The sequence below is a fragment of the Buttiauxella noackiae ATCC 51607 genome, assembly GCF_001654865.1.
In the GTDB taxonomy this organism is placed as follows: domain Bacteria; phylum Pseudomonadota; class Gammaproteobacteria; order Enterobacterales; family Enterobacteriaceae; genus Buttiauxella; species Buttiauxella noackiae.
This window is the reverse complement of the sequence record NZ_LXEO01000002.1, coordinates 1-21,977: the sequence shown is the minus strand read 5'-3', so window position 1 is coordinate 21,977 and position 21,977 is coordinate 1. Positions and strand designations below refer to the sequence as shown.

At 50.5% G+C, this 21,977-nt stretch carries 21 protein-coding genes, 1 tRNA gene and 1 pseudogene; 11 read left to right on the top strand and 12 right to left on the bottom strand.

Going from position 1 to position 21,977, the window contains the following annotated elements; all coding sequences use genetic code 11:
* Nucleotides 1-216: 216 nt before the first annotated feature.
* Nucleotides 217-954, top strand: coding sequence for a peptidoglycan meso-diaminopimelic acid protein amidase (gene dpaA / locus M979_RS00135; protein WP_034461593.1), 738 nt, complete (start codon nucleotides 217-219; stop codon nucleotides 952-954).
* Here the strand turns inward: dpaA and M979_RS00130 are convergent.
* Entirely contained in the window at nucleotides 925-1,692 is a 768-nt protein-coding gene (locus M979_RS00130) for a class II glutamine amidotransferase (protein ID WP_034461591.1), read from the bottom strand. The two genes, dpaA and M979_RS00130, sit on opposite strands and share 30 nt — an antisense overlap.
* A 132-nt stretch (nucleotides 1,693-1,824) precedes the next feature.
* Nucleotides 1,825-2,406, bottom strand: coding sequence for a D-sedoheptulose 7-phosphate isomerase (gene lpcA / locus M979_RS00125; protein ID WP_064553165.1), 582 nt, complete (start codon nucleotides 2,404-2,406; stop codon nucleotides 1,825-1,827).
* Between the two features lie 213 nt (nucleotides 2,407-2,619).
* Here lpcA and fadE point away from each other — a divergent pair, with 213 nt between their 5' ends.
* Together fadE and M979_RS00115 are read left to right on the top strand one after the other, a co-directional pair.
* Entirely contained in the window at nucleotides 2,620-5,064 is a 2,445-nt protein-coding gene (gene fadE / locus M979_RS00120) for an acyl-CoA dehydrogenase FadE (RefSeq protein ID WP_064552963.1), read from the top strand.
* Nucleotides 5,065-5,162: 98 nt separating this feature from the next.
* Entirely contained in the window at nucleotides 5,163-5,930 is a 768-nt protein-coding gene (locus M979_RS00115; RefSeq protein WP_064552961.1) for an amidohydrolase, read from the top strand.
* A gap of 6 nt (nucleotides 5,931-5,936) precedes the next feature.
* Here M979_RS00115 and uraH read toward each other — a convergent pair whose 3' ends face one another.
* The 5 genes and pseudogenes from uraH to M979_RS00095 all read right to left on the bottom strand — a co-directional run bounded on the left by uraH (nucleotide 5,937) and on the right by M979_RS00095 (nucleotide 10,294).
* Nucleotides 5,937-6,272, bottom strand: a complete 336-nt coding sequence (gene uraH / locus M979_RS00110; protein WP_064552959.1) for a hydroxyisourate hydrolase — start codon at nucleotides 6,270-6,272, stop codon at nucleotides 5,937-5,939.
* Complete coding sequence (gene uraD, locus M979_RS23680) at nucleotides 6,269-6,760, bottom strand: 2-oxo-4-hydroxy-4-carboxy-5-ureidoimidazoline decarboxylase (RefSeq protein WP_280643555.1); 492 nt, start codon at nucleotides 6,758-6,760, stop codon at nucleotides 6,269-6,271. Before uraD ends, uraH begins: the two co-directional genes overlap by 4 nt.
* 6 nt (nucleotides 6,761-6,766) lie before the next feature.
* A pseudogene (gene hpxK / locus M979_RS00105) lies at nucleotides 6,767-8,023 on the bottom strand (allantoate amidohydrolase); the annotation flags it as partial.
* Nucleotides 8,023-9,264: a pyridoxal-phosphate-dependent aminotransferase family protein gene (locus M979_RS00100; protein WP_064552957.1), complete on the bottom strand. Its 1,242-nt coding sequence runs from the start codon at nucleotides 9,262-9,264 to the stop codon at nucleotides 8,023-8,025. The pseudogene hpxK and the gene M979_RS00100, both read right to left, overlap by 1 nt.
* Before the next feature lie 190 nt (nucleotides 9,265-9,454).
* Nucleotides 9,455-10,294: a MurR/RpiR family transcriptional regulator gene (locus M979_RS00095; protein WP_064552955.1), complete on the bottom strand. Its 840-nt coding sequence runs from the start codon at nucleotides 10,292-10,294 to the stop codon at nucleotides 9,455-9,457.
* 116 nt (nucleotides 10,295-10,410) lie between these two features.
* Between M979_RS00095 and M979_RS00090 the strand changes: the two genes are divergently transcribed.
* From M979_RS00090 to hpxZ, 4 genes are read left to right on the top strand one after another with little or no spacing between them, the layout of a single operon-like run.
* A complete protein-coding gene (locus M979_RS00090) occupies nucleotides 10,411-11,997 on the top strand; it encodes a gamma-glutamyltransferase family protein (protein WP_064552953.1) in 1,587 nt (528 codons plus the stop codon).
* 10 nt (nucleotides 11,998-12,007) lie between these two features.
* Complete coding sequence (hpxX, locus tag M979_RS00085) at nucleotides 12,008-12,196, top strand: oxalurate catabolism protein HpxX (RefSeq protein WP_064553163.1); 189 nt, start codon at nucleotides 12,008-12,010, stop codon at nucleotides 12,194-12,196.
* A complete protein-coding gene (locus M979_RS00080; protein WP_064552951.1) occupies nucleotides 12,193-13,572 on the top strand; it encodes an AtzE family amidohydrolase in 1,380 nt (459 codons plus the stop codon). Before hpxX ends, M979_RS00080 begins: the two co-directional genes overlap by 4 nt.
* A gap of 10 nt (nucleotides 13,573-13,582) precedes the next feature.
* On the top strand, nucleotides 13,583-13,966 hold the full coding sequence (gene hpxZ / locus M979_RS00075) for an oxalurate catabolism protein HpxZ (RefSeq protein WP_064552949.1): 384 nt from the start codon (nucleotides 13,583-13,585) through the stop codon (nucleotides 13,964-13,966).
* Between the two features lie 43 nt (nucleotides 13,967-14,009).
* Here the strand turns inward: hpxZ and puuE are convergent, their stop codons facing one another.
* Both puuE and hpxA read right to left on the bottom strand, forming a co-directional pair.
* Complete coding sequence (gene puuE, locus M979_RS00070) at nucleotides 14,010-14,966, bottom strand: allantoinase PuuE (protein WP_064552947.1); 957 nt, start codon at nucleotides 14,964-14,966, stop codon at nucleotides 14,010-14,012.
* A 31-nt stretch (nucleotides 14,967-14,997) separates the two neighbouring features.
* Nucleotides 14,998-15,735 carry an allantoin racemase gene (hpxA, locus tag M979_RS00065; protein WP_083963871.1) on the bottom strand — a complete coding sequence of 246 codons (738 nt, stop codon included), beginning with the start codon at nucleotides 15,733-15,735 and terminating at the stop codon, nucleotides 14,998-15,000.
* 244 nt (nucleotides 15,736-15,979) lie between these two features.
* On the opposite strand from hpxA, the gene M979_RS00060 reads away from it, so the two are divergent.
* Nucleotides 15,980-17,473 (top strand): NCS1 family nucleobase:cation symporter-1, encoded by a 1,494-nt coding sequence (locus M979_RS00060; protein WP_064552944.1) that lies wholly within the window; start codon nucleotides 15,980-15,982, stop codon nucleotides 17,471-17,473.
* Nucleotides 17,474-17,517: 44 nt separating this feature from the next.
* On the opposite strand, the gene M979_RS00055 is transcribed toward M979_RS00060, so the two are convergent.
* Together M979_RS00055 and dnaQ are read right to left on the bottom strand one after the other, a co-directional pair.
* Nucleotides 17,518-17,594: transfer RNA gene (locus M979_RS00055), tRNA-Asp, on the bottom strand.
* 134 nt (nucleotides 17,595-17,728) lie between these two features.
* On the bottom strand, nucleotides 17,729-18,460 hold the full coding sequence (gene dnaQ / locus M979_RS00050; protein WP_034461532.1) for a DNA polymerase III subunit epsilon: 732 nt from the start codon (nucleotides 18,458-18,460) through the stop codon (nucleotides 17,729-17,731).
* A gap of 52 nt (nucleotides 18,461-18,512) precedes the next feature.
* Here dnaQ and rnhA point away from each other — a divergent pair, with 52 nt between their 5' ends.
* A complete protein-coding gene (gene rnhA / locus M979_RS00045) occupies nucleotides 18,513-18,989 on the top strand; it encodes a ribonuclease HI (protein WP_034461531.1) in 477 nt (158 codons plus the stop codon).
* Here rnhA and M979_RS00040 read toward each other — a convergent pair.
* Complete coding sequence (locus M979_RS00040) at nucleotides 18,937-19,704, bottom strand: methyltransferase domain-containing protein (protein ID WP_064552942.1); 768 nt, start codon at nucleotides 19,702-19,704, stop codon at nucleotides 18,937-18,939. The genes rnhA and M979_RS00040 overlap by 53 nt on opposite strands.
* A gap of 36 nt (nucleotides 19,705-19,740) precedes the next feature.
* Between M979_RS00040 and gloB the strand changes: the two genes are divergently transcribed.
* Entirely contained in the window at nucleotides 19,741-20,496 is a 756-nt protein-coding gene (gene gloB, locus M979_RS00035; protein WP_064552940.1) for a hydroxyacylglutathione hydrolase, read from the top strand.
* 71 nt (nucleotides 20,497-20,567) lie between these two features.
* Entirely contained in the window at nucleotides 20,568-21,926 is a 1,359-nt protein-coding gene (mltD, locus tag M979_RS00030; protein WP_064552938.1) for a murein transglycosylase D, read from the top strand.
* Nucleotides 21,927-21,977: the final 51 nt, after the last annotated feature.

The window sequence follows — 21,977 nt, the reverse complement described above, 5'->3', positions numbered from 1 at the left end:
AGATGTGCAGCAATGCGAGCTGTTACGCAAAAAGCAGCTCTTCATGTTTGTGAATGTATTTCATAACGGCTATTTATGTGTAGGATCGCTCTGTTTCAGGCTTGCGAAAATTCAGAACGATGCTAATGTGAGCGCTCCTGATACAGAGTATTCTGATTTTGGGTCTCTTTTTGCCGTCCTGGCATTTGGTATAAGTTTTTCAAGGAATAAAGCAGTATGCGCAAGATCGCACTCATTATTGCGATGCTTCTGATACCGTGCATGTCGTTTGCCAGCTTATTAAGCGGCAATACGTCTAACACGCCTGTCAGTAAAGAATTCAAGCAACAACTTATGGGCTCTCCTGTTTATATTCAGATATTTAAGGAAGAGCGCACGTTAGAGCTATATGTGAAGATGGGCGAACAGTATCAACTGCTCGACAGCTATAGCATCTGTAATTATTCCGGTGGGCTAGGTCCTAAACAACGTCAGGGTGATTTTAAAAGTCCTGAAGGTTTTTATAACGTGACCCGTAGCCAGCTAAAACCTGATAGCCGCTTCTATAAAGCCATTAATATTGGCTTCCCGAACGAGTTTGATCGCTCGCATGGTTATCAAGGTCAATATCTGATGATTCACGGTGCTTGCGTGTCCATTGGCTGCTATGCGATGACCGACACTAACATTGATGAGATTTTCCAGTTTGTTACCGGTGCTTTAGTCTTTGGTCAACCAAGCGTACAGGTCAGCATCTATCCGTTCCGCATGACAGATGCCAACATGCAACGTCACAAGTATTCTTACTACATCGACTTCTGGAAACAGCTGAAGCCAGGTTATGACTACTTTATGGCGAATCATCAGCCGCCAGGCGTTTCCGTTGTTAGCGGCAATTATGTGATCAGTAAGCCGATTGCGCATACAACACAACCGCAGCTGGCATCAAACTACGCGCTCCCCGAGACAAAATAGTTCCGACTCACCTGGTGCAATCTTGTGCCAGGTTTCGTTACCTGTAAGAGGTTGAGTCGCGATGACAGTGACCACATCGTTGAGTGTGGTCTCTTCCTGAAAATCGATCTCCACATCCTGATCCAACAGTTTAGCCACACCAAACGGTGCCCGTCGGGTTATCCAGTATAAATTGGTGGAGCAAAACGCCATCACGTATCGCCCATCCGACAACAACATATTGAACACACCTTTCTCTCGTAACTGTGCGGCAAGAATAGTGATGTAGCGGAACACCGCCTGCATATTGCCAGGGGTGCGTGGATAACGTTGCGTCAATTTATGAAGCAACCAGCAAAACGCCTGCTCGCTATCAGTTTCGCCAATCGGGCGAAATGGCCCGGTATCAAGTGAGCGATGACCTTTGAGCTGCCCATTGTGAGCGTAGGTCCAGTTACGGCCCCATAACTCGCGCGTAAAAGGGTGGGTATTTTCAAGCGCCACTTTTCCGCGGTTAGCCTGGCGAATGTGCGCGACCACTGAACAAGATTTGATAGGGTAATCCTGCACAAGCTTTGCGATAGGTGAATTAAAACTCGGTTGCGGATCTTTAAATGTGCGACATCCCTTACCTTCATAGAAAGTAATGCCCCAGCCGTCTTTATGCGGCCCCGTTCCACCGCCACGCTGCACCAAACCGGTAAAGCTAAAGCAAATATCCGTAGGTACATTGGCGCTCATCCCGAGCAATTCGCACATAGTCTTCTCCCACTGCTATTCTCCTCTTCACAGTTTTGTAGGGTGGAAGCGAGGTGCAATCCACCACCTGCGTTATGGCGGCGGCGGATGGCACAGGCTTATTCGCTCTACAAAAAACAAAGAGGATTAACGTTAAGCTTTAACCATCTCTTTTTCGATCAACTGAATCAGGATATGAATCACTTTAATGTGAATTTCCTGAATGCGGTCAGCGTAACCAAAGTGTGGAACACGAATTTCGACATCCGCAGTCCCATCCATTTTGCCGCCGTCTTTACCCGTCAGGGTAATCACTTTCATGCCTTTCGCACGCGCAGCTTCAATGGCTTTAATTACATTGCCGGAATTACCTGAAGTGGAGATCCCCAGCAGCACATCGCCTTCACGGCCAACAGCTTCAACATAACGAGAGAAGATGTGGTCATAGCCAAAATCGTTGCCCACACAAGAGATGTGGCTGACGTCAGAAATCGCAATCGCCGGGTAGCCCGGACGGTTTTCACGGTAGCGACCTGTCAACTCTTCAGCAAAGTGCATAGCATCACAATGTGAGCCACCATTGCCACATGACAGCACTTTGCCACCTGCTTTAAAGCTATCAGCCAGCAATACTGCCGCGCGCTGAATAGCATGAATGTTAGCGTCATCTTTCAGGAAGTTAGCCAGCGTTTCAGCCGCTTCATTCAATTCATTACGAATAAGATCCTGGTACATGAGGATGTCCTTCAGTATTTTTCGATTGATTAACCCCAGCAGTTTACCGGATAGCGCGAGAAGCGCCATATCCTCCTGCTTTTGCTGTTCCGTGCGGTAACAATGTGAGCTGAGTTGTAATTATTTTGTGAATATATTGCTAAAAAAAACCACATGAACTAAAACCAATACATCCAAGTGGTCAGACCTCCTACAAGCAAGGGAGTTTCCTTTATGTTGATTTTGAGTATTGTCGCAACCATCGTTCTCCTCGGTGTGCTTTTCTATCACCAGGTCAATTTGCTGCTCAGTAGCGCAATTCTACTGGCGTGGACAGCCGCGCTTGGTTTTGCTGGTATCTGGTCTATCTGGGTACTGGTTCCACTGGCGATAATTCTGGTGCCATTCGTCTTTACACCAATGCGTAAATCTCTGATTTCCGCACCCGTGTTCCGCAGCTTCCGCAAAGTAATGCCGCCGATGTCGCGTACTGAGAAAGAAGCTATCGATGCCGGTACAACCTGGTGGGAAGGCGATTTGTTCCGTGGTAAACCAGATTGGGAAAAGCTGCACAACTATCCGCAGCCTAAACTGACAGAAGAAGAACAAGCCTTTATCGACGGCCCGGTTGAAGAAGCCTGCCGCCTGGCAAATGACTTCCAGATCACGCACGAAATGGCAGATTTACCGCCAGAATTGTGGGCTTATTTAAAAGAACACCGCTTCTTTGCGATGATCATTAAGAAAGAGTACGGCGGCCTGGAGTTTTCGGCTTACGCGCAATCTCGCGTACTACAAAAACTGTCTGGGGTTTCCGGAATTCTGGCGATTACCGTTGGCGTGCCTAACTCATTAGGCCCGGGCGAATTGCTGCAACATTACGGTACAGAAGAGCAGAAAGATCATTACCTGCCGCGGCTGGCACGCGGACAAGAGATCCCATGCTTTGCGCTGACAAGCCCGGAAGCGGGTTCCGATGCCGGTGCCATTCCTGATACCGGCGTTGTCTGTATGGGCGAATGGCAAGGCCAGCAAGTTCTCGGCATGCGTCTGACCTGGAACAAGCGCTACATTACGCTCGCTCCCATTGCCACCGTTCTGGGCCTGGCATTCAAACTGTCTGACCCGGACCATTTGCTGGGTGAGGAAGAAGATCTCGGTATTACCTGCGCGCTGATCCCAACTCACACGCCAGGTGTGGAAATTGGCAAACGCCACTTCCCACTTAACGTGCCATTCCAGAATGGGCCAACTCGCGGTAAAGATATTTTCGTGCCGATCGATTACATCATCGGTGGCCCGAAAATGGCCGGCCAGGGCTGGCGTATGCTGGTGGAATGTCTGTCTGTGGGCCGTGGGATCACCCTGCCATCCAACTCAACCGGTGGCCTGAAATCTGTGGCGATGGCGACAGGTGCTTATGCCCATATTCGTCGTCAGTTCAGAATTTCCATCGGTAAAATGGAAGGGATTGAAGAGCCACTGGCGCGTATTGCCGGTAATGCTTATGTGATGGATGCCGCCGCGTCTCTGGTGACCTACGGCATTATGCTCGGTGAAAAACCTGCCGTTCTGTCAGCTATCGTTAAGTACCACTGTACCCACCGCGGCCAGCGCGCCATTCTGGATGCAATGGATATTGTCGGCGGCAAAGGCATTATGCTGGGCAATTCTAACTTTGTGGCACGTGCTTATCAGGGTGCGCCTATCGCAATTACCGTAGAAGGCGCGAATATTCTGACACGCAGCATGATTATCTTCGGCCAGGGTGCCATTCGTTGCCATCCGTATGTGCTCGATGAGATGACTGCGGCGCAGAACAACGATGTTAATGCCTTCGATAAGCTGCTGTTTAAGCATATCGGCCACGTGGGTAGCAATAAAATGCGCAGCCTGTGGCTCGGTTTAACCAATGGCCTGACCAGCGCCACACCGACCAAAGATTCCACCAAACGCTACTACCAGTATATGAACCGACTGAGCGCCAACCTGGCATTGCTGTCAGACGTATCCATGGCGGTTCTGGGTGGCAGCCTCAAACGTCGTGAACGTATCTCAGCTCGTCTGGGCGATATTCTGAGCCAGCTGTACCTCGCTTCATCGGTGCTGAAACGCTATGACGACGAAGGCCGTAACGAAGCTGACCTGCCACTGGTTCACTGGGGTGTTCAGGATGCGTTGTATCAGGCAGAACAAGCGATTGACGATTTACTGCGCAACTTCCCGAATGCGTTTGTGGCAGGCATGTTGCGTGTCGTTATCTTCCCGCTGGGCCGTCGTTACGATGCCCCATCTGACAAGCTGGATCATCAACTGGCGAAGATCATGCAAATTCCATCAGCAACCCGCTCACGCATTGGTCGGGGCCAGTATCTGACACCAAGCGAGTTCAACCCTGCTGGTCTGCTGGAAGAAGCACTGATGGACGTCATGGCCGCTGAGCCAATCCACCTGCGCATCTGTAAAGAAACCGGGCGTAATCTGGCATTTACCCGCCTTGATGAGCAAGCCAAACAGTGGCTGGCTGAAGGGAAGATCAATGCAGGCGAAGCGGCGATCCTCACCAAAGCTGAAGCAAGCCGCCTGCGCAGCATCAACGTCGATGAGTTTGAGCCGGAGGAGCTGGCAACTATGCCGGTAAAGGTGCCGGAAAAGCATCGTAAAATTGAAGCGGCATAAGCCCTCCACCTCTCTACACTAAACCCGCTTCGGCGGGTTTTTTATTCTTAACTCATGCTAAAGTGAATGAAACACTGCTTATCATGAGGCTTCCGATTGTGTCTGGTTTGAAAATTACCGTTCTGCAACAACCGCTGGTCTGGATGGACGGCGCAGCAAACTTGCGCCACTTCGATGTACAGTTGGATGGTATTCATGGCCGCGATCTGATTGTCCTGCCGGAAATGTTCACCACGGGTTTCGCGATGGAAGCAGCTAAACAGTCGCTTGCTGAAGAAGAAGTGATTGACTGGATGCAGTTCAAAGCCCAGCAAACTCAGGCAATGATTGCCGGCAGTGCCGCACTGCAAACCGATCGCGGGCCGGTAAACCGATTCTTGCTGGTACAGCCTGACGGTAAAGTCCATTTCTACGATAAACGCCATCTGTTCCGCATGGCCGATGAGCACCACCATTATCAGGCCGGTAACGAGCGGGTCATCGTCGAATGGCGTGGGTGGCGCATTCTGCCACAGGTTTGTTATGACTTACGCTTCCCGGTTTTTTCACGCAATCGTAATGACTATGACCTGGCGTTATACGTTGCTAACTGGCCTGCCCCGCGTTCCTTGCACTGGCAAAGCCTGCTTGTCGCTCGAGCCATTGAAAACCAGGCATATGTGGCGGGCTGTAACCGTGTTGGTACTGATGGAAATGGCCATCATTACCGGGGTGATAGCAAGATTATTAACCCACAGGGTGAAATTCTGGCAAATGGCGAAGCCCATCAAGCGATGCGCCTCGACGCGGATTTGTCGTTAATTGCTTTGCAGGAATACCGTGAAAAATTCCCGGCATGGCAGGATGCCGATCCCTTTAGTCTGTAATTTCAACTAACTTCCTCGGTAAGTCGACCACGACCAGGGAGAAATTAAAAACGGCAGGTGATAATGCCCGCCGTTTTGCGTAATAACAAAGTCAATTTGCGCCGAGGGATATAACGACTCTCGGTGCGTTTTCGCAAAATACGAACCGATTTCTGCGCTCAAACGGTAGCGCCCTGCCGCTAATTGCTCCGAAGTGAAATCCTTCATCCGCCCATCAGCATCAGTGACTCCCTGTGCAATCCTTTCCCAATTTCCTGCAATTTGATGCTCAAGGTAAATCACCACATCGGCGGCCGGTTTCCCCAACGCCGTATCAAGAATATGCGTGCTCAGTTGGCTCATTGTGCAAACACTCCTTCCAGGCGTAATAATGTGATTTGGCGTAACTGTTCCAGGGCTTCAAGTTCTTCTTCTGCGGGCGTTTGATTCAACCGGCGATGGAGTTCAGCAAGGATTTCATCACCGCTGCGCCCTTTGGCGCGAATCAAAAACACGCGCTCAAAGCAAGCTTCGTATTTAGCGTTGCCCTGCGCCAGCGCGAGGGTTAACGCACGGTTTTGCGTATCCACCGCGGATTGTTCACCTTCAGAAAGCTCTGCTTCTTTACCTTCGCCCTGAGCTTTTTCGCCGATGCGTGGATGAGCCGTAAGCGCCTGATTTAGCTCTGCTCGCCCCCAATCCTGGGCCAGTTGCGTGGCATATTGCTTTAACGCGTCGACCGTCTGGAATGGGCGCGCAGCCACCAAGCTTTCAGCCCAGGCTGAAATCGCGACGCACGGAGCTACTAGATCCAGCGCTTCGTTTTCTGGCGCATTGTTAAATTCAGCCAGCGTGTTTTTCGCAGCCAGCGCGATGACCGTTTGCGCAAAGGCCTGCACCGCCTGCCCCACATCGGCTTCCATTACCGATTCCGCAGGATGATGGCTAATTCCACGCCCGCAGCGCACAAACAGCATCCCGACAGGCCAACGCTCCGCAATGGCAATCGCGTCATGCCCCGCCCCACTCGGCAGCGACAAACTACGCCCCTGAACAGCGGTTACGGCAGAAGTTAAACACTGTTGCAGACGGGCATCGCACGGCGTGGCGGGAATCGAATAGTAGGTTTCCGCACTGAAAGTGACACCACGTTGGGCACCGATTTGATGAGCTTCCGCTAAAAGATTTTCCAGCAACGCTTCAAGATCAGCATCCCTTGGGCTGCGGATATCCAGCGTCAGTTGAATTTCACCGGGAATGACGTTTGCCGCACCAGGCAAACATTGCAGTGAACCAATTGTTGCCACAATGTCCGGGCTGTACATGCGGGTCGTGCTTTCGACGTAAGTCATCCAGGCAGCAGCAGCGGCGAGGGCATCTTTACGAATTGCCATCGGCACCGTACCCGCATGGCCTGCTTCACCGATAAAGCTGCATTTTAAACGGCGAGCTCCATTGATGGCGGTAACCACGCCAATCGCCAGATTCTTCTGTTCAAGCACGGGTCCTTGCTCAATGTGCAATTCAAGGTACGCACTAAACTCTTCCGGACTACGGGCAGCACTACTAATTCGAGAAGGGTCAAAACCGGCATTGACCAATGCTTGCGCAACGCTAACCCCCGCCGCGTCTTCACACGCCAGCCAGTTATCCGGCCACGTTCCGGTCACGCCACGGCTACCCAATAATGTGATGCCAAAACGCGTGCCTTCTTCATCACCAAAACCCACAATTTCAATCGCTTGCTCTAATTGAATTTCGTGTTGATGCAAGAAAGAGACGACTTCCAGCGCGGCTAACACACCAAGCATGCCATCGTAGCGCCCGGCATTGCGCACCGTGTCCAGATGCGAGCCCAGCAAAATGGCCTGTGCGCCTTCTTTTGCACCTTCGTAACGCCCACAAATATTGCCTACCGCATCCTGCCAGGTGGTCATGCCGATTTGTTCCATCCAACCGGCAACCAGATAGTTGGCACGCAGATGTTCGGGGGAAAGATAGACGCGCGTCAGTTGGCCCGGCGTTTCGCTGATTTGCGCCAATTCATCCGCACGCTGCATCACGCGGCGTGCGGCAGCACCGGCCTGCGTTACATTCATGACATGTTTGACCATCAGCGGCTTTCCTGAGAATAGGTATCCCACGCGGCCTGCATCGCCGCGCCTTGCGTCGTTTTAAAGCCCAGACGATTAAGCACCGCTTCCAGCGCGGTGAGCGTTTGCAGCACGCAATCTTTACGCGCGTTATACCCCATAGTGCCGATGCGCCAGATTTTGCCCTGCAACGGGCCAAACGAGGTGCCGATTTCGATATGGAAATCTTCCAGCAGCATTTTGCGCACTTCTTCACCATGAACCGCTGAAGGGATTACGACCCCCAGAACGTTATTCATTTTGTGTTGCAGGTCGCCAAAGGTTTCCAGGCCCATTCCCTGAATCCCCGCTACCAGCGCACGCCCGTGCAGTTCGTGACGAGCGATCCCCACATCCAGACCTTCTTCGAGAATAATGCGCGCGCATTCACGGGCGGCAAACAACATGCTGGTGGCTTCGGTATGGTGGTTCAGACGTTCCGGTCCCCAGTAATCCATCACCATGCCAAGATCGAAATAATTCGAATAGATCATTTCATCATCACCGTCCTGGTGAGCTGCCGTACGGATCCCTTCTTCAACACATTTACGGCGGCGGATCACCTCTTCCATCTGTGCGCTGAGCGTTATCGGCGAACTACCAGATGGACCGCCGAGGCATTTTTGCAGACCCGCAGATACAGCGTCTAACCCCCACGCGTCCGTTTCCAGCACGTTGCCGCCAAAAGACGCGGTAGCATCGGTATAAAACAGCACGCCATGACGATCGCAGATTTCGCCCAGTTCGGCCAACGGCTGCAACATAGTGGTGGACGTGTCGCCCTGAACGGTCAACAGCAAACGCGGTTTAACCGTTTTGATGGCGTCTTCAATTTGATCCGGGGTAAACACTTCGCCCCAGGGAGCCTCAATGGTGTGAACTTCAGCACGGCATCGACGTGCTATTTCACATAACAGATGGCCGAAACGCCCAAAGACCGGCACCAGAACCTTGTCACCCGGACGAATCGCTGACAGCAAAATCGCTTCGATACCAGAACGGGAAGTCCCATCCACCAGCATTGTCCAACGGTTTTGCGTACGGAAAAGCTCGCGATACAGCACCATCACTTCATTCATATAACCAGTCATGATCGGGTCATACTGCCCAATTAGCTGGCTCGCCATTGCCCGCAAGACACGTGGATCGGCATTGATTGGACCCGGCCCCATCAACAAACGGTGTGGCGGATTGATTTGCGCGAAGTGCTGAATATCTGACATGGCATTTCCTTTAGTTCAAAATGAAACAAAAGATTCTTTATAAAAATATTCTGCAACTAATGTGCCATTCATTTTCATTAGTGGCAAAGAGAGAAATGCCGACACTTAGCTTTAAAAATGAGAGTTACCTGAAGTGCTTAATGAACCACAATGATTCCCGGAATCTGTGCAGGAGCACCATTATGGTGCGTTAGCGTTGTTCTAACTCATCAAGCTCCGTATAGAGTTCGGCAATATGATGAATGCGCTGACGACCAGTGGTTAACGCTTCGTGTAACACTGCGTTGGCTAACAGGTTCACCAGACTCATTGCGCTGCTATAGCTATCGAAAGCTGAAACGCTATCCAGCGGTGCGGCAAAGTGCCAACGGCAGTAGGGGGTCAAACCAGAGCCCTGTGCTTCGCTCATTACCAGCAGCGGCACCTGCCGCTTGTGCAAATTAGCCAGCAGTGGCTTGATGATGCGGGGTCTTCTGCGGAATGCGATAGCGATGACACAGTCATGTTCGTTGATATCCACCACTTCTTCTGCCAGCGTCTGTCCTGGTTGCGGCAATAACCAGACATCGCTACGAACTTGTAATAACTGCTGGCGTAAGTGCATTGCCACAGGCCATGAATTTCGTAAGCCAATAATAAAAATACGTTTTGCTGAAGTAAGTGCCGTGACAACATCGAGAAACTGTTGAGTATCCAACAAGCTAACCCAGTGTGTCAGGTTGGCCATTTCCTGTTTGTAATGCCGTGCCAGTAACGTGTTACCTTGTACAGCATCGCGGTTTTCCGTCAGGGGCATTCCGCTCTGACGCAAGGTTCGCAATTCTTCACGCATATCCTTGTATCGGTCATAACCCAGGCGCTTAAAGAGGCGACTCACAGTAGCTTTAGATACGCCTGAAAGACGGGCCAACTCAGCGCTGTTGTAGCTAATCAGATCATCAAAATGGTCGACAATAAAGGCAGCAACACGCTGTTCTTGCGGGGAAAGCTGCTCGTATGTTGCTCTTAAGCGCTCGTCTAATTGTTTCATGATGACCTCTGTAACTATTGTTTCATTCGAGCCTGACACAGTGAAACAAACCTCGTCAACCTGGAACATCTCTTGCTTAAATATATTATCCAGCTTCCGTTCTGAGAGATAAAACGATGATGCAAAGCAATATGGCACCTTCCGGTATGGCCGTTACACCGCACCACTTAGCCAGTGAGACCGCATTATCCGTATTACGCCACGGTGGGGATGCTATCGAAGCAATGGTGGCAGCAGCGGCAACTATTGCCGTTGTTTATCCTCACATGAATGGCATTGGCGGCGATGGTTTTTGGTTGATAGTGCCACCAGAAGGTGAGCCGATTGCGATTGATGCCAGCGGTGCCGCGGGTTCACACGCATCTTTGGAATTTTACGCAGGCGAAGCATCTATCCCTCATCGTGGCCCGAAAGCTGCGCTAACCGTGCCAGGAACGCTTAGCGGCTGGGACGAAGCACTAAAAATCTCCAGGCAGCTTGGCGGCGGGCAACTGCCGCTCTCGCGTTTATTGGCGGATGCAATTCGCTATGGGGCTGATGGTATTCCGGTGACCCAATCGCAGGCGCTTGCGACCCATAGCAAATACGACGAGCTGGTTAATATCTCCGGTTTCGCTGAGACGTTTTTAGATCGTGGTGAAATTCCCCATGCAGGTAGTCGTTTCACCCAACCGCGACTAGCCGAAACGCTGACACGCCTGACCGTTGAAGGGCTTGATAGTTTTTATCGCGGTCCGTTAGCCATCTTAATTGCCAACGAACTTGCTGAATTAGGCATGCCTTTAAACTTACAAGATCTTGCAGCTCACCGGGCCAAACGCCGTATTCCGCTGCATCTGCACCACCAGCATGGTGACATCTACAATATGACGCCCCCCACTCAGGGTCTGGTGTCGCTGGCGATCCTTGGGATCACCGATCATTTAGAAATGGCGCAGGCAAACGAAACCCAAACTGTTCATCGTATCGTTGAGGCCACCAAAAAAGCTTTTACGCTACGCGATAAATACATCACCGATCCACGCCATATCACCACTTCAATTCAAAGCCTGCTGGAGCCAGAGCCGCTCACCGCACTGGCCGCAGAAATTGACGACACAAAGGCCGCTGACTGGGGAACAGGTAAAGGCCCTGGCGATACAGTCTGGATGGGCGTGATTGATAGCAGCGGATTGGCTGTGTCGTTTATTCAAAGTATTTACCACGAGTTTGGCAGCGGCGTGGTACTGCCAAAAAGCGGTGTTCTGTGGCAAAACCGTGGAGCAGCGTTCAGCCTCAAACCCGAAGATTTATTAAGCCTTGCCCCCGGAAAACAACCGTTCCATACCCTGAATCCGGCAGCCGCACGACTTGCCGATGGTAGAACGATGGTTTACGGCTCGATGGGCGGCGACGGGCAACCGCAAACTCAGGCGGCTATTTTTACCCGCCATGTGATCCAGGGGATGCCACTGCAAGAAGCCGTTACCGCTCCACGTTGGTTACTGGGTAGAACCTGGGGGCAAGCCTCAGACAGCCTGAAATTAGAAGCCAGATTTAGCCCTGAAACCTTCGCAGCACTAAGCGAATTGGGTCATGAAGTCGAAGCATTACCTGATTTTAGCGAAGCTGTAGGTCATGCCGGAGCCATTGTGCGCCATACCAACGGCATGCTTGAAGGAGCTTATGATCCACGCAGCAACGGCAGCGCAGCTGGCTTTTAAGGAGGAAAAAATGAAATCAAAAACTATCGAATGGCCCGCTTATATCCAGTTAATGGAGCAACTTCTCAATGTTCCGCTGGATGATGCTCGCCGTAAAGAGCTCGAAGTACATCTCACACGCATGGCCGCACTGGCTGAACCTTTGATGGATTTTCCATTGCCACAACGTCAGGAAGTTGCCGGGGTTTATAAGCTATGAACCTACTTTCCATTCGCGATATTCAGCAAGGACTGGCTGGCGGTGAATTTTCTGCCTGCGAACTGGCTCATCTGACGCTTGCACAAATAGAGCAAGTTGACCCTGAAATTAATGCTTTTACCCACGTCACCTCCCTACGTTTACTGCAAGAGGCACAGGCCATTGACCGAATTCGTTCGTGTGGCGAAACACTGCCACCATTAGCGGGCGTGCCCTTTGCGGTAAAAAATCTCTTTGATATTAAAGGAGTGACAACGCTTGCTGGCGCGGAGCTTTTTAGTACGCAACCACCAGCACTTGAAGATGCGTTTGCCATCAAGCAACTGAGTGCCGCTGGGGCTATGCTCACAGGCGCGCTAAATATGGATGCCTACGCATACGGTTTCACCACCGAAAATAGCCACTACGGAGCTACCCGAAACCCGCATGATTTGGCCCGAATTGCCGGCGGTTCATCAGGTGGTTCAGCAGCAGCCGTTGCCGCCGGAATGGTGAACTTTAGCCTCGGTACGGATACCAACGGTTCGATTCGGGTTCCGGCTTCGCTGTGCGGCGTATTTGGTCTGAAACCTACTTTTGGTCGTCTTTCGCGTAGCGGCAGCCAGCCTTTTGTCGCCAGCCTCGACCATATCGGCCCATTGGCTCGTAACGTGGATGATTTAGCCCGAGTTTATGACGCGCTTCAGGGTATGGATGCAACAGACCATTTCCAGTCAGCCCGTCACGTTGAACCGGTAGCCGATAAACTGGAAAAGCCCGCTAGCTTGCGTAGCGCCGTATTAGGCGGTTTCTTTGAGACCTGGTGCGATGATGAAGCAAAAGCGGCGGTGGCAAGTGTGGCTAAAATACTTGGAACCGACGAATGTATTACATTGCCTGAAGCAGAACTCGCCCGATCGGCCGCATTTTTACTCTCTGCGGCGGAAGGGGGAAACCATTATTTGCCGGCCTTGCGCGAACGGGCAGAACGCTTTGAGCTTAACTCCCGCGAACGCTTGTTAGCGGGCGCCATGACACCATCAGCCTGGTACACTCAGGCGCAGCGCTTCCGAACGTGGTTCCGTGATAACACCCTGCCACTCTTCGAAAAGTATGATCTGCTTATCGCACCAGCAACGCCCTGCAGTGCCACACTGATTGGCCAGCAAATCATGCAAATTAACGGGACTGAGCTTCCCGTGAAAGCCAGCATGGGTATGTTGACACAACCTATTTCATTCCTTGGTTTGCCAGTAGTCACGGTGCCATTAATGACTGCAAGTGGGCATCCCATCGGTGTGCAGCTCATTGCACCGCCATGGCGGGAAGATATCTGCCTGAGAGCTGCCCATCAGCTTGAAATACAGGGTATGCTGGTAGGGAAAACCACCAGGTAAGGTAAATACTATGATGCGTGACAATATTGATCGCCCGGCAATCGTCAATGAGGTGAGTGCCGCTTTTTACCGCTACGAACAGGCGTTGATCAGCAACGATGTTGCGGTTTTAGATGAACTATTTTGGGCAGATCCCCGTACCGTTCGCTATGGTGCGAGTGAAAATCTATACGGTATCGATGAGATAAGAGCTTTCAGAAATGCTCGTTCGTCTCAGGGGCTAGACCGGCTTTTGCAAAATACCACCATCACCACGTACGGCGATGATATGGCTGTTGCCAGCACGGAATTCACCCGTGAAGGAAGCGACAAAATTGGCCGTCAAATGCAAACATGGGTCAAATTTCCGTATGGCTGGCGAATTGTCGCCGCACACGTCAGCGTAATGAGTTAAAGACTGTTGGCGGGGAACAAAATGTCACCCGCCGCCACATCATTTATTCGTAATATGGATGCGTCTTCACCCAATGCTCGGCAATCTCCTGACGACGGCATATCCACACATCATCATGCTGTTGCACATAATCCAGAAAACGCTGTAATGCTCTGAAACGACCCGGCCGCCCCAGTAAACGGCAGTGCATGCCGATAGACATCATTTTCGGTGCCGTTTCCCCTTCTTCGTACAACACATCAAAGCTGTCTTTCAGATAGGTATAAAACTGCTCGGCGGTGTTAAAACCCTGCGCGGTTGCAAAGCGCATATCGTTGGCATCAAGCGTGTAAGGCACAACCAGGTGGGGTTTAGTCGAACCATCACTACAGCTGACTTTGCTCCAGAATGGCAGATCGTCGCCGTAATAATCGCTGTCGTACAGGAAGCTGCCATTTTCTGCCACCAGCCGACGTGTATTCGGGCTGTCGCGGCCGGTATACCAACCGAGCGGTTTGCTGCCGAATAAATCTTCAAGGATTTCGATAGCCTGATGCATATGCTGACGCTCAGTGGCTTCATCCAGATTTTGGTAGTGGATCCAGCGCCATCCGTGGCTTACCACGTCGTAATCAGCTGCTTTTATTGCTTCAACAATTTCAGGGTTACGCGCCAGTGCCATTGCTACGCCAAAGACTGTCATCGTCAGGCCGCGTTTTTGGAACTCGTGATGGATGCGCCAGAACCCGGCTCGAGAACCGTATTCATAGAGGGAATCCATCGACATATGGCGGTCAGGAAAACTGGCGGCACCGATGATATCGGAAAGGAACTGTTCCGAACCGCTGTCGCCATGCAGAACGTGGTTTTCACCACCCTCTTCAAAATTGAGAACGAACTGCACAGCTACCCGGGCGTTATTTGGCCATTGCGCATGTGGAGGCTTACCCGCATAACCTTTCATGTCACGCGGGTAATTTTCAGTGAAGTGATAATTTTTAGTTTTCGGTAATTCATTCATGGTTCGGTTCCTTACGAGCCGAGCCAGAATTTCAACTCAGCATGTCAAAACAGCCTGATAACGGTTTTTTATTCGGATACGCGAGGTCGCCATGCTTGCTGGTTCCAAGCCCAAGAGCGATGAGGGACTCGACCATTTTCACTGCTGCTGTAACGCCATCAATGACGGGAATGCCCAATTCAGCAGTCAATTCCCGTGCAAGATTAGCCATCCCACCACAACCAAGCACAATCGCTCCGCTGTTATCCTCTTTCATGGCTTGTATACAACGCTCGCGTACCTTCATCTGAGCAAGACCCGTGCCATCTTCCAGAGCAAGTACCGGTAAATCGATCGCATGCAGCGCTGCGCAATGGTGCTCGAAGCCATACTGGCGTAATAAATGGCGCGCAATAATCACGGTACGCGGCAAAGTGGTGACGATAGAGAAGCGTGTCGCAACCATTGTTGCGGCGTGCATTGCTGCTTCGGCTATACCAATAACCGGGCCACTGGCGAGTTCACGCGCGGCCAGTAAACCAGGATCGCCAAAACAGGCGATAACGTGACCACTTACCCCTTGCTCTTTACCGAGTTTGATTTGCTCAAGCACACCAATAGCCGCTACCGCTTCATCAAAATGTCCTTCTATAGACTCCACGCCCTGTGATGGGCAAACCGCGATGATTTCGCTGGATGGGGCAGTAACGCTACGTGCCGCTTGCGCAATTGTGTGTGTCATTGCCACGTTCGTGTTCGGGTTGATCACCTGAATCAAATGTTTCTTCATACTCATTCCTTTTGGTTTTCGCCCCAATGGTCAGCACCATTTCCGGGCATAAAAATGATTGCGTGCACTATCTCTGCACATTTCACGCGCTGCGAAATAGCACGCAGCGCCTTAATATACGCCGATATGGCTCTCAAACGCCGCCGTATTCAGCCTGCATTAAAAAATTAAAACCTGGCCCAGTTCCTGCAACAAAGGTTTCAGACAATCCGTCAGCATCTGTTTTTATTAGGGAGCAGATATCATGCCAAGCATTGAACACAACACGACTGCCATGATCGATAGCGCAAACGTAGGGTATAGCCCGCGCCTGTGTAACGATGATCTGGCGCCGACGCGCAATCAGACCTGGTCCTGGTACAATATTTTTTCTTTCTGGATGTCTGATGTGCATAGCATGGGTGGCTATGTGGTGGCTGCCAGCTTCTTCACTCTAGGACTGGCAAGCTGGCAGGTTTTGCTTTGCTTATTGGTGGGGATTTGTATCGTACAGCTGTGCGCGAACCTGGTAGCGAAACCTAGCCAAATGGCAGGCGTGCCTTACGCAGTGATTTGCCGCCAGGCATTTGGCGTGTTCGGTGCCAACATTCCGGCGGTGATACGTGGGTTAATCGCTTTCGCCTGGTACGGTATCCAGACTTATCTGGCCGCAAATGCTTTAATGCTCGTTATGCTGAAATTCTGGCCTTCACTTGCGCCAATGACTACCGGACATTTCCTCGGTCTTTCGCATCTCGGCTGGGTTTGCTTTGGTATTATGTGGGTGCTTCAGGCGATGGTTTTCTGGCACGGCATGAATGCTATCAAACGATTCATTGATATCGCGGGGCCTGCGGTATACATCGTGATGATGGTGCTGGCAGGCTGGATTTTGTATCAAACTGGGTTTGACGGAATTTCGTTTACGCTTGCCAGCAAACAACTTAGCTCTGGCGAGCAGGCGTGGCAGATGCTTACCGCAACGGCGCTGGTCGTTTCATACTTCTCCGGTCCATTGCTGAACTTCGGCGACTTCTCGCGCTACGGCAAAAGCATGAAAGAGATCCGTCGTGGTAACCGCTGGGGGCTGCCGTTTAACTTCCTGCTGTTCTCCATCGTGACCGTAGTGATAGTCTCCGGTACACAATCCCTGTTTGGCAAAATGATCACTGACCCTATCGAAACGGTAAGCCATGTGGGCAACAGCCTCGCGATGGCAATTGGTTTGCTGACCATGATCACCGCCACTATCGGTATTAATATCGTGGCAAACTTTGTCTCACCGGCTTTCGACTTCTCGAACTGCTCGCCGCAGAAAATCAGCTTCCGTACCGGTGGGATGATTGCAGCCGTGGGATCTGTACTGCTGACACCGTGGAACTTGTTCCAGTCTCCAGAGCTTATTCACTACACGCTGGATGTGCTGGGTGCGTTTATTGGGCCACTATTCGGTATCCTGTTGACTGACTTCTATATCATTAAACGCAGCAAAATTTATGTCGACGATCTGTTTGATGACACGCCAAAAGGCCGCTACTGGTACAAAAGTGGTTTCAACCCTAAAGCGATTCTCGCGCTGCTGCCATCAGTTGCCATTGGCTTAATCATCAGCTTTATTCCAGCTCTTCACGAGGTGGCTAACTTTAGCTGGTTTATCGGCGCATTCTTGAGTGCAGGCTGTTACCGCTGGCTGGCACGTGCTGAGAAAGAGAGTGGCGTACTGGGATATAACGGGCAGGTTGTCGTTTCGAAGGATTAAAACGACGAAAGCCTGAATCATTTCTGATTCAGGCTTTCTAATTGTGGCGGAACGGACGGGACTCGAACCCGCGACCCCCTGCGTGACAGGCAGGTATTCTAACCGACTGAACTACCGCTCCGCGTTTTGTTCCCCGTCGGGAACGAGGCAGATAATACGTATAGGGCTCATGAGCGTCAACGTTTTTTCTTATTAAACTAGTCGTTTGCCGTTAATTTCACCCAAACGGTGCTTTTTAATACATTAACGCTGATTTTATATACGCCACAGGCAGCTTCCGCCCTTTTTTTCCACAAGGTCGAGCCGCGATTCATGCGCTTCCAGTTCTGCATCACTGGCACGAATGACGCGTATTCCCGAGCTGCGGCGCACAACACGTTGAATTCCGTTGTCTCCGCTACGCTGCTGCACATCCCCTTCCATTGCAAACTTCAGAGAAGTTTGCCCACCCGTCATCATTAAATAGACGTCGGCCAGAATTTGGGCATCGAGCAAGGCGCCGTGCAACGTTCGCTTGCTGTTATCTATTTCATAACGTGAACAAAGTGCATCGAGGCTATTACGCTTGCCCGGGAACATTTTACGGGCGAGCGCCAGGCTATCGGTAACTTTGCAGAAGGTGTTGGTTTTCGGGATATCGCGATTGAGCTTGCCGAACTCATAGTCCATAAAGCCGATATCGAACGATGCGTTATGGATGACGAGCTCTGCGCCGCGAATATAGTCCATGAACGAATCAGCAACCTGATCAAAGGTTGGCTTGTCTGCCAAAAACTCATCGGCAATTCCATGCACGCCAAAGGCTTCCGGGTCAACCAGACGATCAGGTTTCAGGTATACGTGGAAATTATTACCCGTCAGGCGGCGGTTGATGACTTCAACCGCACCGATTTCAATAATGCGGTGCCCTTCGTAGTGAGCACCGATTTGGTTCATACCGGTGGTTTCTGTATCGAGGACGATCTGTCGTGTAATTGCTGTGCTCATGGCGCTCGTTTATGTCAGACTTGGTTTTTTAATCACAGGAAGTCTACCAGAGATGCGCAAACAGGTAGAAATTTTCACCGATGGCTCTTGCCTCGGTAACCCGGGGCCGGGTGGATATGGTGCTATTTTACGCTACAAACAGCACGAAAAAATTTTTAGCGTTGGCTTTCGCCTGACCACAAACAATCGCATGGAAATGATGGCGGCAATCGTTGCACTTGAGGCGTTGATCGAGCCTTGCGACGTTGTGCTTAGCACCGACAGCCAATATGTTCGCCAGGGAATTACCCAATGGATTCATAACTGGAAAAAACGTGGCTGGAAAACGGCCGATAAAAAACCAGTCAAGAATGTCGATTTATGGAAGCGACTGGATACTGCCTTAAGCGAGCATAAAATCAGTTGGGAATGGGTGAAAGGCCATGCCGGTCACCCTGAAAACGAACGTTGTGATGAGCTCGCCCGCGAAGCGGCTTCTAATCCAACTCTCGAGGACGTGGGTTATCTGTCAGAGACGGCGAAGCCTTAGTTGTTTCACGAAATTGCCGCGTTGCCCCCACAGCTGAGCGGATTTGCGGTTTTGCTTTCCGGCTTTTCATAGGATTGAGCGTAAGGGGCAATGTCCGCTTACGCGCCACAATGACATGCATACATCCCAACGCAGGAAGATGGGTACTGAGCATTTTCCCGCCTTGTTTACTCCAGGGTAAAACCTGGAAACTGCGTTGGTGCATCACTTCAAAATTCAGCAATGCCAGCCAATCAAATATCCTCATCGGTGTGAACATTCGACAATGATACGGCGTGCGTTTACGCAAAAATGGCACTGTCTTACCTAAACCCAGCAGGCTCACAGGATTAAAGCTACTAAGGATTAGCCATCCATCATCAATTAACACCCGATCGGCTTCGCGCAATAATCCATGTGGATCCTGGCACCACGGCAATGTATGAGCCAACATACATGCATCGACTGATTTACCGGCAAAAGGTAAATACAGCGGATCGGCATTCACCTGAAGTCGGTCGCCTTGTAAAGCAACATTCACCTGGTGTGAAATAGCGCAGGCTTCTGTGTCGATTTCAGTGCTTAAGTTGCCGATTTTCAGTAGGTGGAAGCCAAACATCTTAGCAAACCACGGCTGAAGTTGGGATTCCAGCGCCTCACGGTAGTACTCGCCCCATGGCAGTTCTCCCCAATGATGCGGTGAAATGAAATTTTCAGGTATCCTTGCCGGTTTCATCACTACCTTCTTAGCGCAATTCAGAGAGGTCGAATTATGAATCTTAACAGTATTTCCGCATTCCAGGACAACTACATCTGGGTTCTGAATGATGAGCAAGGCAGATGCATCATTGTTGACCCGGGCGAAGCTCAACCTGTACTAAAAGCCCTTGAAGATAATCACTGGCAGCCAGAAGCTATTTTACTGACCCACCATCACAACGACCATGTTGGCGGCGTGAAAGAACTTCTCAAAAAGTATCCAGGCCTTGTGGTATATGGCCCAGAGGAGACACAAGATAAGGGAACGAACCGGGTAGTCAGAGAGGGCGAAACGGTCAATATTTTGAAGTATGAATTTACTGTAATTGCCACACCCGGTCACACTTTAGGACATATCTGTTTCTACAGCGCACCTTATCTTTTTTGCGGTGACACCATGTTTTCTGGCGGCTGCGGACGCCTTTTTGAAGGCACTGCAGAGAATATGTATGATTCTTTTCAAAAACTTAACAAGTTACCTGCAGATACGTTAATTTGCTGCGCACACGAATACACACTCTCGAATATAAAATTTTCCTTATCTATTCTTCCTGACGATGAGAAATTAAACGGATACTGTCGAAAAGTTAATGAGTTACGTGCAAAAAACCAATCAACCTTACCAAGTTCTTTGGAAAATGAACGCAAAATAAATTTATTCTTAAGAACTGATGATATTGATTTAAAAGAAAAAATAAATAAAGAAACAAACTTGCAACAACCACAGCAGATATTCGCCTGGTTACGGACAAAGAAAGATACCTTCTGAATTTTTTGGTTGTGTTGTTTTAAAGTGGAAGGTATTCTTGCTCGTCTTTTAAGCAACCATTTGACACACACATGAAGGCAAAAGCGATATTACTCGCCTCTGTTTTGCTTGTGGGGTGCCAGGCGTCAAGGCATGACGGCAACATCCAACAGCACGCACAGAGTCTGTCGGCAGCTGGTCAAGGTGAAGCAGGAAAGTACACAGGTTCGCGATGGATGGACGATGGGACATATCTCGCGGATAACCAAAACTTGTGGAACTTCATTGGCGACGAGCTAAAGATGGGGGTACCGGAGAATATCCGGATCCGCGAACAGAAACAGAAGTACCTGAAGAATAAGAGCTATCTCCACGATGTAACATTACGGGCAGAGCCGTATATGTACTGGATTGCCGGGCAAGTTAAGAAACGCAACATGCCAATGGAACTAGTACTGCTACCCATAGTGGAGAGCGCTTTTGACCCCCACGCTACCTCTTCTGCGAATGCCGCTGGCATCTGGCAGATTGTACCGAGTACGGGTCGAAATTATGGTTTAAAACAGACCAAAGCATACGATGCACGTCGTGATGTAGTGGCTTCCACCACTGCCGCACTCGATATGATGCAGCGTCTGAACAAGATGTTTGACGGCGACTGGTTATTAACCGTGGCGGCGTACAACAGCGGCGAAGGTCGTGTACTGAAGGCAATGAAAGCGAATAAAGCTCGTGGTTTACCAACGGATTTTTGGTCGCTTTCACTGCCACGGGAAACCAAAATTTACGTACCAAAAATGTTGGCTTTGAGTGATATTCTCAAAAACAGCAAAAAGTACGGCGTACGCTTACCTACTACTGACGAAAGCCGTGCCTTAGCACGTGTAGAAGTTAGTGATCCGGTTGAGCTTACGCAGGTTGCCGAAATGGCAGGTATATCATTAAGCACGCTGAAGACATTCAACGCCGGGGTAAAAACCTCGACCGTTGGCAAGAACCAGCGTTATGTAATGGTACCCAAAAAGCATGCCGATCAGCTAAAAGCCTCTTTGGCTTCTGGTGAAATTGCAGCAGTGCAGCCACGGCTAGTCGCTGATAACCGCAGTACTGCAGGTGGCAGCAAATCTTATCGTGTTCGTTCAGGTGATACCTTATCGAGCATTGCTTCACGCTTAGGTGTAAGTGCAAAAGATTTGCAAAGCTGGAATGGCATACGCGGCGCGAACATTAAAGTCGGCCAAACACTCAACGTCAAAAATGGCGCACAGAGTTTAGCTAAGAACGATAGCATCACTTATAAGGTGCGCAAGGGTGACTCGTTGTCGAGTATCGCGAAACGTCACGGTGTGAACATCAAGGATGTTCTGCGCTGGAACGACGATACAGACAATCTGAAACCTGGAGATCAGTTGACGCTATTTGTTAGCAACAACTCTACACCTGATGCGTAAGCGTTAATCGAATCAAAAGGCACCTTTTTAGGTGCCTTTTTTAATTTGTAT

Excerpts from the sequence above, each read along its gene's own strand:
- dpaA (WP_034461593.1), top strand. The coding sequence starts at position 217 with ATGCGCAAGATCGCACTCATTATTGCGATGCTTCTGATACCGTGCATG.
- M979_RS00130 (WP_034461591.1), bottom strand. The coding sequence starts at position 1,692 with ATGTGCGAATTGCTCGGGATGAGCGCCAATGTACCTACGGATATTTGC.
- lpcA (WP_064553165.1), bottom strand. The coding sequence starts at position 2,406 with ATGTACCAGGATCTTATTCGTAATGAATTGAATGAAGCGGCTGAAACG.
- fadE (WP_064552963.1), top strand. The coding sequence starts at position 2,620 with ATGTTGATTTTGAGTATTGTCGCAACCATCGTTCTCCTCGGTGTGCTT.
- uraH (WP_064552959.1), bottom strand. The coding sequence starts at position 6,272 with ATGAGCCAACTGAGCACGCATATTCTTGATACGGCGTTGGGGAAACCG.
- M979_RS00100 (WP_064552957.1), bottom strand. The coding sequence starts at position 9,264 with ATGTCAGATATTCAGCACTTCGCGCAAATCAATCCGCCACACCGTTTG.
- M979_RS00095 (WP_064552955.1), bottom strand. The coding sequence starts at position 10,294 with ATGAAACAATTAGACGAGCGCTTAAGAGCAACATACGAGCAGCTTTCC.
- M979_RS00090 (WP_064552953.1), top strand. The coding sequence starts at position 10,411 with ATGATGCAAAGCAATATGGCACCTTCCGGTATGGCCGTTACACCGCAC.
- hpxX (WP_064553163.1), top strand. The coding sequence starts at position 12,008 with ATGAAATCAAAAACTATCGAATGGCCCGCTTATATCCAGTTAATGGAG.
- M979_RS00080 (WP_064552951.1), top strand. The coding sequence starts at position 12,193 with ATGAACCTACTTTCCATTCGCGATATTCAGCAAGGACTGGCTGGCGGT.
- hpxZ (WP_064552949.1), top strand. The coding sequence starts at position 13,583 with ATGATGCGTGACAATATTGATCGCCCGGCAATCGTCAATGAGGTGAGT.
- puuE (WP_064552947.1), bottom strand. The coding sequence starts at position 14,966 with ATGAATGAATTACCGAAAACTAAAAATTATCACTTCACTGAAAATTAC.
- hpxA (WP_083963871.1), bottom strand. The coding sequence starts at position 15,735 with ATGAAGAAACATTTGATTCAGGTGATCAACCCGAACACGAACGTGGCA.
- M979_RS00060 (WP_064552944.1), top strand. The coding sequence starts at position 15,980 with ATGCCAAGCATTGAACACAACACGACTGCCATGATCGATAGCGCAAAC.
- dnaQ (WP_034461532.1), bottom strand. The coding sequence starts at position 18,460 with ATGAGCACAGCAATTACACGACAGATCGTCCTCGATACAGAAACCACC.
- rnhA (WP_034461531.1), top strand. The coding sequence starts at position 18,513 with ATGCGCAAACAGGTAGAAATTTTCACCGATGGCTCTTGCCTCGGTAAC.
- M979_RS00040 (WP_064552942.1), bottom strand. The coding sequence starts at position 19,704 with ATGAAACCGGCAAGGATACCTGAAAATTTCATTTCACCGCATCATTGG.
- gloB (WP_064552940.1), top strand. The coding sequence starts at position 19,741 with ATGAATCTTAACAGTATTTCCGCATTCCAGGACAACTACATCTGGGTT.
- mltD (WP_064552938.1), top strand. The coding sequence starts at position 20,568 with ATGAAGGCAAAAGCGATATTACTCGCCTCTGTTTTGCTTGTGGGGTGC.